Annotated in this window: 10 protein-coding genes; 8 read left to right on the top strand and 2 right to left on the bottom strand. The window is 40.8% G+C overall.

Translation table 11 applies throughout. The features are described 5' to 3' along the window. Positions 1–2: 2 nt before the first annotated feature. From M2125_RS00590 to M2125_RS00555, 8 genes are read left to right on the top strand one after another with little or no spacing between them, the layout of a single operon-like run. On the top strand, positions 3–845 hold the full coding sequence (locus M2125_RS00590; RefSeq protein ID WP_280742336.1) for an ABC transporter permease: 843 nt from the start codon (positions 3–5) through the stop codon (positions 843–845). Further along, the gene (locus M2125_RS00585) at positions 835–2,211 is read left to right on the top strand and encodes an ABC transporter ATP-binding protein (protein ID WP_280742335.1); all 1,377 of its coding nucleotides are present in this window, start codon (positions 835–837) and stop codon (positions 2,209–2,211) included. The genes M2125_RS00590 and M2125_RS00585 overlap by 11 nt, the downstream gene beginning before the upstream one ends. Next, positions 2,211–5,291 (top strand): glycosyltransferase, encoded by a 3,081-nt coding sequence (locus M2125_RS00580; protein ID WP_280742334.1) that lies wholly within the window; start codon positions 2,211–2,213, stop codon positions 5,289–5,291. Before M2125_RS00585 ends, M2125_RS00580 begins: the two co-directional genes overlap by 1 nt. Positions 5,292–5,300: 9 nt before the next feature. Then, positions 5,301–7,097, top strand: coding sequence for a hypothetical protein (locus M2125_RS00575; RefSeq protein ID WP_280742333.1), 1,797 nt, complete (start codon positions 5,301–5,303; stop codon positions 7,095–7,097). A 15-nt stretch (positions 7,098–7,112) separates the two neighbouring features. Then, positions 7,113–8,051 carry an NAD-dependent epimerase/dehydratase family protein gene (locus M2125_RS00570; protein ID WP_280742332.1) on the top strand — a complete coding sequence of 313 codons (939 nt, stop codon included), beginning with the start codon at positions 7,113–7,115 and terminating at the stop codon, positions 8,049–8,051. A 14-nt stretch (positions 8,052–8,065) separates the two neighbouring features. Continuing rightward, on the top strand, positions 8,066–9,352 hold the full coding sequence (locus M2125_RS00565) for an NAD(P)/FAD-dependent oxidoreductase (protein ID WP_280742331.1): 1,287 nt from the start codon (positions 8,066–8,068) through the stop codon (positions 9,350–9,352). Beyond that, entirely contained in the window at positions 9,349–9,750 is a 402-nt protein-coding gene (locus M2125_RS00560) for a GtrA family protein (protein ID WP_280742330.1), read from the top strand. The genes M2125_RS00565 and M2125_RS00560 overlap by 4 nt, the downstream gene beginning before the upstream one ends. Before the next feature lie 6 nt (positions 9,751–9,756). Further along, positions 9,757–10,704 carry a lysylphosphatidylglycerol synthase transmembrane domain-containing protein gene (locus tag M2125_RS00555; protein WP_280742329.1) on the top strand — a complete coding sequence of 316 codons (948 nt, stop codon included), beginning with the start codon at positions 9,757–9,759 and terminating at the stop codon, positions 10,702–10,704. A gap of 23 nt (positions 10,705–10,727) precedes the next feature. Here the strand turns inward: M2125_RS00555 and M2125_RS00550 are convergent, their stop codons facing one another. Together M2125_RS00550 and M2125_RS00545 are read right to left on the bottom strand one after the other, a co-directional pair. After that, positions 10,728–11,477, bottom strand: a complete 750-nt coding sequence (locus tag M2125_RS00550) for an SDR family NAD(P)-dependent oxidoreductase (RefSeq protein ID WP_280742328.1) — start codon at positions 11,475–11,477, stop codon at positions 10,728–10,730. Between the two features lies 1 nt (position 11,478). Continuing rightward, complete coding sequence (locus M2125_RS00545) at positions 11,479–12,828, bottom strand: FAD-binding oxidoreductase (RefSeq protein WP_280742327.1); 1,350 nt, start codon at positions 12,826–12,828, stop codon at positions 11,479–11,481. Positions 12,829–12,945: the final 117 nt, after the last annotated feature.

Raw genomic sequence — 12,945 nt, 5'->3', positions numbered from 1 at the left:
AAATGGGCCAATTAAACAATCCACATCGAACGCAATCGACTTCGCTATCAAGATTGGTTCGGAATATTGCAATTAATCGTCAATTAATATATCAGATGGTTAAGCGCGATGTTATTGGGAGGTACAAAGGATCGGTCTTTGGCGTGGCTTGGTCATTTTTTAATCCAATTTTCATGTTGGTTATTTATACCTTTGTATTTTCTATAGTGTTTAAAGCAAAGTGGGCTGGAGCCGCATCTGATAGTAAAACTGAATTTTCTTTAATTCTCTTTACGGGAATGATAGTCTTTGGTCTTTTTTCAGAGGCAATTAATCGAGCACCCAGTTTGGTAATTAGTAATGTTAATTATGTAAAAAAAGTTGTCTTTCCCTTGGAGATGCTTCCGATTATTAGTATGGGAAGCGCCCTTTTTCATAGCTTCGTCAGCTTACTTATCTTGTTGGTTGCTTTTATATTGGTTAATGGTTATTTGCCTTGGACTGCAATATATATTCCGGTAGTTTTTGCGCCATTGATTATTTTAAGTCTAGGTATTTCATGGTTTTTGGCATCGCTTGGGGTTTTTATGCGCGATGTTGGTCAAACGGTAGGTTTACTAACCACAGTATTAATGTTCGTTTCTCCTATTTTTTATCCCTTAAGCTCTTTGCCTCAAGAGTTTCAAGGTTGGGTAGCATTGAGCCCAGTTAGCTTCATTATTGAACAGGCGAGAGCTATTTTAATATTTGGCCTATCGCCTGACTGGCAGGGTCTAGCGCTTTATGCAATTGTGGCTTTATTGTTTATGTGGCTTGGATTCGCTTGGTTTCAGAAGACAAGAAAGGGTTTTGCTGATGTCCTCTGATCTAATTGCAGTCTCTATTGAGAGTTTAGGTAAGCGTTATGAAATTTATAACACCCCGGGTGATCGTTTAAAGCAATTTTTTTTACCAAGAATTGCGAAACTTTTGGGATCCCATGTTAAAAATTATTTCAATCCTTTTTTCGCGCTAAGCGATGTTTCATTTGAGGTAAAAAAAGGGCAAACGCTCGGAATTATTGGGCGCAATGGCTCGGGTAAATCTACTTTATTACAAATTATTTGCGGAACATTAACCCCTACCAGTGGGAATGTTAGGGTTAATGGGCGAGTTGCCGCTTTATTGGAGCTTGGTTCAGGATTTAATCCTGAATTTACTGGCAGAGAGAATGTATATTTAAATGCATCGATTCTGGGATTAAGTCGCGCAGAAACGGAATTACGATTTAAGGAAATAGCTGCGTTTGCTGATATTGGCGATTTTATTGATCAGCCGGTTAAAACATATTCAAGCGGCATGATGGTCAGATTGGCATTTGCAGTGATTGCCCATGTGGATGCCGATATATTGGTGATTGATGAGGCTCTTTCGGTTGGCGATGCCGTATTTACTCAAAAATGCATGCGCTTTATTCGTAAATTTAAGGCTACTGGAACACTGTTATTTGTCAGTCATGACATGGGCTCTATTTTAAATTTATGTGAAGAGGTTGTTTGGCTTCATCAAGGTGGCATCCGGGAAAAAGGGGCTTCTAAGGTGATTGCCGAAGACTATCTTCAGTACACGTTGCAGGAAGTGTATGGCGAAGAGGCGAGGTTGCTTGGTGAGGGGCAGATTGGCTCCGCCAAGAGTGATCAGCAGGTTACAGGCGCTATTAGTAGTGAAGTAGAGAATGCAAGAGATTCACTAGCGATTGAATATGGTGGAGACTTTTCAGTTAGCGCCAATTTGAGCGATGCTAACGGCTGGAAGACGGGAGCTGGTGAGATCAAATCATTTGAATTCGGCCTTCTGAATGGTGGGGATTCGGGTGCATTAAAGGGCGGAGAAATGGTGAAAGTAAGAATTTCTGCTGCACTGCATCAGCGTATGGAGCGCCCCATTCTTGGCTTTCTTTTGCGCGATAAACTTGGTCAGGATTTATTTGGCGAAAACACATTGCCGTTTACAGACTCCAATCCTATTGTTGGTGAGCCGGGCAGTGTTATTGAGGCCAGTTTTATTTTTAAGATTCCAATGCTTCCCAATGGGCATTACTCAATCATGGCATCTTTAGCCGATGGCGACCTACACCAGAACATTCAACATCATTGGATGCACGATGCTGTGGTTCTGCAGGTGGCGTCAAGTAAGGTGAGGTGGGGTCTGGTTGGCGTTGAATTTAATACAGTCGAAATGAAGAAGGTGTAATGAAATCATTAGCGGATTTATACAGGGAGCACGATGGGAAGGTTTCCGATAAGTGGGAGTTATACATTGATGCTTATGAAGGAATTCTGGCGCCATATCGCAGCCAATCAGTCTCTCTTCTTGAAATTGGAATACAAAACGGCGGCTCTTTAGAGATCTGGGAAAAATATTTTCCGAATTTCCAAAAAATTATTGGGTGCGATATTGATCCAAAATGTGCTTTACTTACTTATGAAAATAGTAATGTTAAGGTTATTGTTGGTGATGCAAACGGGGGTGAATCAAGAAAAAAGATTCTGGAAATATCATCCAGTTTTGACATCGTCATCGATGATGGATCGCATCTTTCGAGCGATATTATTAAATCATTTTTGCTGTATTTCCCCGCATTAAAAGAGGGTGGAATATTCATTGCGGAAGATTTACATTGTAGTTATTGGCTGAATTATGAGGGTGGTTTATACCACCCATATTCATCCATTTCATTTTTTAAACGCCTAGCAGATATTTTAAATTTTGAGCATTGGGGCAATGGAAAAGCTAGGGTTGATCTTTTAAAGGGATTCTTTTCTGAATACGGCGTCAGCGTTGATGAGGATTGCTTATCGCATATACATTCAGTTGAATTTATTAATTCGATTTGTATAATTAAAAAAGCTAGTAAGCAGAAAAATATGCTTGGGATTCGGAGGGTTGTAGGCGCGGAGGATACTGTTGTTGCTTTGGATTGCCTGCAAGAAAAAGGCGAAATGTACGGATTGGATGTATTGCATATACAGTTAAATAATATGCGTGAGATTGCTCCAGATGAGATCATTATGCACATGGAGAAATTATTAAAACAATCTCTAGAAGATACAGTGGAGCTAAATGAGGAACTTGTCCAAAGAGATAATGCAATCAGCGGATTAAATAAGGAGATCGTCCAAAGAGAGAATGCAATCAGCGGATTGAATAAGGAGATCGTCCAAAGAGATAATGCAATTAAGGAAATTTTCAGTTCTAAAAGTTGGAGGATAACGTCCCCATTACGAAGAGTTTCTTATTATTATTCAAAAATGAAATCAAAATTCATTCTTCTTTCAAAAAAATATAAATCCCAAAAATTGAATATTGGTTATAGAGCGCTATCAATAAAGAAAGAATTATCAAAACTAAAATCCCCAATGCATTTAGTCAGTAAAGTTATATTTTTTTTAAAAAATAATGGGTTTCAAGGTCTTAAAAATAAAATAATGAATATAGGAGGCTTTGACGAGAGCCAGTATTTACTCGGGAGGCCGGATGTGGCAGAAGCTGTGGCGTGTGGTGAATTTATTAGTGGATTGGAGCATTTCTTAATTTTTGGGGCTGCTGAGGGAGCGGTTGTTAGTAAAGATAGTTATTCAAAATGGCTAAGTTGCCACGAACTTGAAGATAAAGATATTGAGCACGTAATAAATAAAAAATTACAAAATTTTCATTTATTTCCACTAATTTCAGTTGTTATGCCTACATTTAATACTAAAGTTGAATGGTTAATTGAGGCAATCGAATCTGTACGCAAGCAGTCCTACCCCCATTGGGAGTTATGCATTGCCGATGATGCATCTACTGATAAAAAAATGCTTGCTGTTTTGCATAATTATGTTGAGAGGGATAATCGGATTAAGGTCATATTCAGGGACCAAAATGGCCATATATCAAATTCTTCCAATAGCGCTTTGGAATTGGCTAAAGGTGAGTGGGTGGCCTTGCTGGATCATGATGATGTATTAAACCGACATGCATTATTTTGGACGGTGGATGCTATCAATGAAAATCCTCATGCACATTTGATATATTCAGATGAAGATAAGATAGATGGCTTGGGCGCTAGATTCGACCCATATTTTAAGCCTGACTGGAATCGAGATTTATTATATTCACAAAATTATTTTTCCCATCTAGGTGTTTATCGGAAGCAATTAATCGATGAGGTAGGAGGTTTCCGCATTGGTTTTGAGGGTTCTCAGGATTACGACTTGTTATTGCGTTGCATTGAGAAAATTGACGCACGGAAAATCCATCATATTCCACGGGTTTTGTATCATTGGCGAGCGCACGACATGAGTACGGCTTTATCAGCGGATACCAAACCATATGCAATTATTGCTGGCGAGCGCGCTTTGAATGAGCACTTCAATAGGATGGGTATTAAAGGCTATGCGGAAGCGGTTCCTTCGGGCTATCGCGCTCATTATGATTTGCCAAAACAGTTGCCGTTAGTAAGTTTAATTATTCCCACAAAAAATGCCCATGCATTGGTCCGAAATTGTATCGAATCCATCGTTGCTAAAACAAGTTATCTCAATTATGAAATTATCTTGGTTGATAACAATTCAGATGAGTCACAATCACTCCAGTACTTTGATCAATTAGCCGGTGAGGGTGTGGTCAATTTACTTAAATACCCCCATGCCTTTAACTATTCTGCCATTAATAATTTTGCAGTAACGCATGCCAAAGGTGAGATCATTGGTTTAATTAACAATGACATTGAAGTGATTTCTCCAGAATGGCTTTCTGAAATGGTGTCCTTGGTTGGTCAGGAGGGTGTAGGTGCCGTTGGTGCCAAATTGCTCTATCCTGATGGTCGACTACAACATGGCGGAGTAATTTTAGGGTTGGGGGGTATTGCTGGACATAGTCACCATCTGGTCCCAAAGGATGATTGTGGATATTTTGGGCGCGCTGGCTTAATCAGCTCTTATTCCGCAGTAACGGCAGCCTGTCTATTGGTTAAAAAATCAAACTACCAGCAAGTGGGTGGTTTGAATGAACAGGATTTAACTGTGGCTTTTAATGACGTTGACTTTTGTTTAAGGCTAATAGAGGCTGGCTATCGCAATATCTATACTCCTTACGCACTACTTTATCACCACGAATCCGCTACTCGGGGGGCGGAGGATAGTCTAGCAAAAGTAGCTAGATTTAATTCCGAAATTAAATATATGGCAGCACGCTGGGGCGACATGCTGTCTGTGGATCCTGGCTATAGCCCAAATTTATCTTTAGATCACCATGGCGCGTTTCGCTATGCTTGGCCCCCGCGCATTTAGGCGAATTATATGGCTGATACCCCATTGAAATTGAATTTGAAGGCATGCCTTTTATTTGCAACTTTATTGCTGGCCACTAAATATTTGGTGATTAATCTCTTTGGCAATGCAACACCATTCTGGGATCAATGGGATGGCGAGGCATCGAATTTATTTTTACCTTGGATCAATGGAGTGCTTCACTTCAGCGATTTAGTTGCTCCGCATAATGAACATCGCATACTAACAATGAGACTACTCTCGCTAGGATTATTAATTTTGAATGGCGGTATTTGGAACCCAATTTTAGAGATGTTCGTGAATGCAGTCGTACATGTGTTTGCATTATTTATATTAATTTTCTGTATTGGAAAATCTGTTCCATCAAAAAGAATAATTTATCTACTTGCATTTAGTTTCCTAATATTTTCCATACCGTTTGGTTGGGAGAATACATTGGCTGGATTTCAGTCCCAATTTTATTTTTTACTTCTATTTTCCTTCGGCTTTTTATGGATTATTTCGACTAAAGAACCTCATTCAAAAATATGGTGGCTCGGAGTTTTTCTCGGTATTTTATGCCCCTTGAGCTTGGCCTCGGGCGCTCTCACTTTAGGGGTTGGGGTCTTTATAATTATGGGCAGAGTATTCCTCTTGCGTGATTTTCAGGAAAAAGACAAGCTTGCGTTGATGACGGCAGCTCTTTTGCTGATTATTACTACTGCTGCAATTTACGCTACGCCCACACTCGCTTATCATGCTCAGTTTAAGGCCAGAAACTTACATGAGTTTTTTCATGCTTTTATGTTGGCATGCTCATGGCCCTTAAAGTCGGTAGTATTTGCTGCCCTAATTCAGGCACCCATTTCTCTTTTTTTCTATTTATTTGTTCGATTCCCCGGGTGGAGACAGAAGCCCTATATTTTTTTGATTGCTCTTCAATTTTGGGTTTTCGCTCAATTTGCAACGCTCGCTTACGGTCGCTACTCACTTGTGCTTTCATCAAGATACTTAGATTTATTTACTATTGGACTAGCTCTAAATTTTGGCATTCTTTTAATTTTTCTGGATAAATCTACAGGTTTTTTTAAATTGATTGCTCGTCTGAGCATTGTAGTTTGGTTACTTGCAATTTTTTTTGGAATAATGGGGGTAAAGGAGAAGTTATTCGAAGAGCTTGTCGCCAAAAAGACAACTGGAGCAAATCAGGAAAAAAATATTCGTGGATATCTATGTACGGGTGATGAGACTTATCTGAGTAATAAGTCATTTTTAGATATCCCTTATCCTGATTCAGTAAGGCTAAAAATGTTATTAGACATATCAGAGCTCAGAAGCATACTTCCTAATAATGTTGTGTATCGCGAGAATGTAATGTCTCCGCTCGGTATCAATAAGGCTCAGTTTTGTGATTACAAACTCTTGATTAAGCCTTTCTCCGTGTTGCCTGCTGCCCAAGAGAGTTTCCATCAACTCGCCCCCTCCAATGTTGTTATAAAAAGCACTTGGAGTGGCCTCGATTTTTTCAGGAGCGCAATTCCAGGGGTAAAAATATATGGTTCTTTTATTTCCTCTGATGAGGATGTTGGTATTTTAGAGTTTGGTTTAACAAAGGGGCAAAAAATTCTTTACAGGTCTGGCCCAATCAATTCGAAACAATTAATATTAATCAACGACGGAAAAAATAAATTTTCAACTGAAATGCCGATAGCAAATGATTGGGTGGTTTTGAGCTTTTCCAATCCATCCCTACCTGAGAGATTTTCGGTGCTGCTTATTGATGGCGGGACTGGTTGGGGTGAGTGGAGTGCCGCAGCTTTTAATTAAATTTATGGATCTAAAGTGATAAATACCAAAATAGTTATCCCCGGTGGAGCGGGCCTTGTTGGTCAGAATTTAGTGGCTCGCTTGCTTGCTAGGGGTTACAAGAATATTATTGTGATTGATAAGCATGAGAAAAATTTAGATATCTTGCGCTCGGTGCAACCAGAAATTACAACGGTTTATGCCGATCTATCTAGGCCAGGTTCATGGCAGGATCATTTTGATGGTGCGGATGCTGTCGTGATGCTTCAAGCACAAATTGGGGGATTGTATTATCAAGACTTTGTTGAGAACAACGTCACCTCCACTGGTTTAATTTTGGATTTAGTTAAATCTAAAAATATTCCATACTTGGTTCATATTAGTTCTTCTGTAGTTGAATCTGTCGCTGATGACTTTTATACGCGTAGCAAAATTGAGCAAGAAGAGTTGGTTCTTGCTAGTGGCATTGCTTGCCCCATTTTGCGCCCAACCCTTATGTTTGGCTGGTTTGATCGAAAACACCTTGGGTGGCTTTCTCGTTTAATGCAAAAAATTCCTGTATTTCCAATACCCGGTAATGGCCGATTTATGCGGCAACCCCTTTATGTGGGGGATTTTTGTGACGTCATTATTAGTTGTATAGAGAATAAAATTCCCAAGGGTATTTTTAATATCTCTGGGCATGAAAAAATTGATTACATTGATATGATTCGCATCATAAAGAAAGCGACGCATGCCAAGGCTGTCATCATGAAGATTCCCTATAGCGTGTTTTATACGCTGCTGTGGGTTTGGGCGCTCTTTGATAAGAGTCCGCCATTCACTACCCAGCAATTGCAGGCGCTGGTTGCAAAGGATGAATTCGAGGTTGCTGATTGGCCTACAATATTTGGCGTTTCTTATACGCCTTTTGAAAAAGCAATTGATGAAACATTTAACCACCCCTCTTACAGCAAAGTGGCATTGGATTTCTAAGAAAGATTAAGTGAATGGGTAAAAGAGTAGCCGTATTGGGTGCAGGCCCTATGGGTTTAGCCGTGGCATATCAGCTAGCAAGAGATGGGCATCAGCCGGTGGTTTATGAGGCAGATGATCGTGTTGGGGGAATGACTGCCGCCTTTGATTTCTCTGGCTTATCAATCGAGCGTTACTACCATTTTCATTGCATTTCCGATCATGCTTTTTTGAAAGTTTTAGATGAGCTCGGTTTGGCAGAAAAGATGCATTGGGTTCCTACGAAAATGGGTTACTGGTATCAAAATCAATTGCAACCCTGGGGTAATCCTATAGCTTTATTGAAGTTCAGGGGCTTAAGTTTTATTGCTAAGTTTCGTTATGGCTTACATGCTTTTTTATCCACTAAGCGCGATGACTGGAAACCATTGGACAAGGTTGATGCAGTGCGGTGGATTCAGCGCTGGGTAGGTCCAGAAGCTTACGAGGTTTTGTGGCGTCGTTTATTTGATTATAAGTTTTATGATTACACATCCAATTTATCAGCAGCTTGGATTTGGAGCCGTATTCGTCGAATTGGACGCTCACGCTACAGCCTATTTAAAGAAAAGCTTGGTTACCTTGAGGGAGGTTCCGAGACCCTTTTACAGGGTATGCATGCCGACATTCAAAAGCACAGCGGAGAATTGCGACTTCAAACACCCGTCACTAAAGTCATCATTGAAAACGGTGCTGTAAGGGGTGTTGAGACTGCAAAGGGTTTTGAAAACTTCGATACTGTCATCAGCACAATCCCGCTCCCATATATTCCTAAGCTAATTCCAGATCTGCCAAGTACAATTTTGACTCAATTTAAATCAGTAAAAAATATTGCTGTTGTTTGTGTAATCGTGAAACTGCGTAAACCATTGACTGAGAATTTCTGGCTGAATACAAATGATACTGAGATGGATATCCCTGGAATAGTTGAATACTCTAATTTGCGTCCGCTAGAGAATTCAATTGTTTATGTGCCATTCTATATGCCAGGCGAACACCCAAAGTTTTCTGAGCCTGATGACGTTTTTCTTCAGAAGGTGCGCAAATATTTCAAAAAGATTAATCCAAATCTGAAAGATGAGGATTTTTTAGATATTCGCGCAAGTCGTTATCGTTTCGCGCAGCCTATTGGCGTCCCAGGTTATTTGGAAACCATTCCTAATGCTAAGTTACCAATTGATGGCCTTTGGGTTGCCGATACTTCCTACTACTATCCTGAGGATCGAGGTATTTCTGAGAGTATTGATTTTGGTAGAAAAATGGCTCGGGATGCCATACGGTGATCCGCCAATTTTTTTCCAGACAATTTATTGGTTTTTTAATTACTGGTGGAATAGCAGCGATAGTAAATTTTTTATCGAGAATTTTTTATAACCAGTATTACAGCTTTTCAACATCAGTTCTTTTTGCGTACCTTACGGGTATGGTCACTGCCTTTGTCTTGGCCAAGCTATTTGTCTTTAAGTCGAGCACACAATCGGTTAAACGTTCTGCAATGATATTCGCTCTGGTTAACTTGTTGGCTGCAGCTCAGACCTGGTCAATTAGTATGGGACTCAAGTTTTATGTCTTGCCTGCCATCGGAGTTGAGCAACACGTCGCAGATATCGCAAGTGCCGTTGGGATAATATTCCCAGTGTTCACCAGCTATCTTGGCCACAAACGTTGGTCATTTAAATAGCTTCTCATGAAAATCGGTAAGGCGGCAATAGGATTTATTTTCCTCACATTTTTCTATTTGGGGCTGTTGCTTTGGGTTGATGAAAAACATCATGTCATCACCCAGATTCATTATCTTGTACATGCAATTCCATTTCTTTTAGCTGTATCGCTTGTCTCCTATTTATCTCGCTATCTTCGCTGGCGCTGGCTTTTATCCCGCTCTGGATATTCAGTAGATTGGGTGTACGGATTTATTGCTTATCTTTCGGGGTTTGCGTTCACTGCAACCCCAGGAAAAGTCGGTGAATTAATCCGGATTCGATACTTCTCTCGGGTAGGTGTGCCCACCAATATTTCCTTTGGCGCTTTTATTTATGAGAGAGCCCTTGATTTGATTGTTGTGTTGCTATTGGCTTCGTTGGTGATTAGTCGTTCTGACTTGCTAATGCTTGCGCTTAGTTTTGTAGTAATCTTTATTGGCTTATTGGTTGGAATTGCTCTGAATCCAAAACTTCTCACAAAGTTGAGTACATTTCTAGGTCGTTATTATTGGGTTAAATTAGCAAAGTTATTTTTAGTTGTGCGTGATGCGCTATCCTCATGTCGATTTTGGTGCAATCCATTGGATTTAATTGTCTCCATGGGCTATGGCGTATTCGCTTGGGCTTTAACTTCTTATGGTTTTATGTGGCTATTGAGGGACTTAGGAGTGTCAATTCAACCATTAGAGGCATTCACGATATACCCTCTGGCTATGTTGGCGGGTGCAGCATCGTTGCTACCGGGTGGTGTGGGCTCAACAGAGTTGACTATTGTTTTGCTTTTAGGAATCTATGGTGTAACGGCCAGTATCGCCATGATCGCAGCAATTGGAATTCGTTTTGCAACAATTTGGTTTGCGGTACTGACCGGCTTTATTTGTTTAGGAATTTTAGAGATATGGAAATCAAAGCTAGACAAACCTAACATCTGATCTAAACTTCGCTTACCTTACTTCTAGATATTCATCTTGTTAAAGATGAGGCTTGGAAGATGTCTTATTACCATCATAATAATTTGCCATTTGGCAGGCGCATAGATGGTCGCTTTCTTAGACTCAATACCGGAGGTTATAGTTTTTGCAACTTCTTCAGCAGAGGCAAATTTCTCGCTGCCTTTTATTCCGGCAGTCATTGGCGTATTGGTTGGACCCGGCTTAATCAGTGTGACACTAACGCTTGTACCTGCAAAGCGGTGCTGTAGCCCTTGCGTATATCTTGTTACTAGACCTTTGGCAGCGCCATAAACATAGTTGGATTTGCGTCCACGATCACCCGCAACTGAACCAATGATGGCAATAGAGCCTTGATTCAATTTGGCTATATGCTGTGCAAAGGCTTCCGCATAAAGCACGGGTGAAATCCCATTAATTTCTAGGGTGTTGTAATTGAGGGCTAAATCATTTTGGCAATCTTGTTGCTCTGGAAGGGTTCCATGTGCAATTAAAGCAATATCGATTGGACCGACTGCAAATAGGTCATTAACCATTTTTTGGATAGTGGTGGGGTCGATAAAATCAGTTACCACCATTTCTGTTTTGGTGTTTGGTGCGCGTACCAATAAGTCAGCATTAACTACCTCTAGCTTTTTTTGATCTCTGCCAACCAAAATCAATTCCACTGAACCTTGCTGCGCCCATATTCTTGCGCAATGCTCTGCTATAGATGATGTCGCTCCAATAATGGCAATTCGTTTTGTAGTCTTCAATTTAACTTCCTAGTAAGCGACGTGATAGTGATGAGCTAATGCCTGCATCACGGTATTTTAAAAATTCATTTAATTTAGGATAGCCAGCCTCAAATAATTCACGAGGCATTCGTGCATCTTTGGCTGCGTATATCCGGCCCTTGGCCTCTTTGACAATGGCATCTAAGCGAGCCAGGAGCTTATGTGTACGGGATTCATGATTAGGAAAATCCAGGGCCAAAGTCACACCTGGCTCTGGAAAGCTGAGCATGCCGAGGGACTCTTTGTTGCCAAAGGTCTTCAGGACTGCCAGAAATGATCCTTCACCAGACCTTTCGATCTCTCTTAACATTGCCTGAGTCGCATCTTGACCTACGTTTCTCGGAATAACACTTTGGTATTGAAAGAATCCTTTGGGACCATACATTCGGTTCCATTCCAGTAACTTATCCAATGGATAAAAGAAGGGTTCGTAATGCGCAATGCTTGAGCCGGCTTTGTATTTTTGGAGGTTGTAGTAAGCGAAGTTAAAGGGGCGCAAGGTCAGCGAGTTGACTAGAGAAATGGGCGGCATAAAAGGCATTTTTTTCTCCGCTTTCATTTTGGGCACATCTTTTAATTCTTTATTAGGGTTAGCTCGCATGAAGATACCTTGGCCTTTGTTGGACATGCAGTCAATCCAGGAGACAGTATGCTCCCAATCCGCCTCCGAGGAATCTGCCAATTCAAAAAATTCGGACAAATTTGAGTAAGGGATGGTTTCAGTATCGAGCCATGGCCCAGAAATGGGGCGAAGTTGAATTACTGCTTCAACTATAAAACCAGTGAGTCCCAATCCACCCAAAGTAGCAGCAAACCATTCGGGATTATGAGTTGGTCCACATTCTATTTCCATGCCGTCAGTGCGCACTAATTTAAGGCTTTGGATATGACCCCCAAATGTTCCCATTAGGTGGTGATTTTTACCATGAACATCATTCGCAATTGCCCCTCCTACGGTAACCATTTGCGATCCCGGTGTGACGGGTAATGTCCATCCTTTTGGGATGAAGAGTCTTTGGATATCCCTTAACAGAACGCCTGCCTCACATCGAAGGAGTCCCGAATGCACATCAAAATCAATTAAATGATTAAGGCCTGTAGTCAGCCATAAGGTTCCATTGGGATTTAAAGCTACGTCACCGTAACTTCGGCCCATTCCATGCGCCAACCCAAATCCAAGGCTATCGTTGTGCTGAATAAGATCTGCCACCCTATTTCGATCATTTAAGGGGATTGCGTTATGTAATTCATGGCTTAAACGGCCCCAGGAAGAGACTGGTTTCATTGGGATCTTGGAGAGTTTTTTAAGATTTGAGGAGAGGGGTGGCATTGATTCATTTAGAGCGAGGTTATCATTTGAGGGGCGGAGCTTGATAAGGGCGGTCTGATGGCTTGATTGAGCCCTCAATATATATTGATATTGTAATTAATGCGAAAATAACCATGC

Origin of the sequence: Polynucleobacter sphagniphilus, from assembly GCF_029892205.1 — a bacterium.
In the GTDB taxonomy this organism is placed as follows: Bacteria; Pseudomonadota; Gammaproteobacteria; order Burkholderiales; family Burkholderiaceae; genus Polynucleobacter; species Polynucleobacter sphagniphilus.
This window is presented reverse-complemented; position numbering and strand designations above follow the sequence as displayed.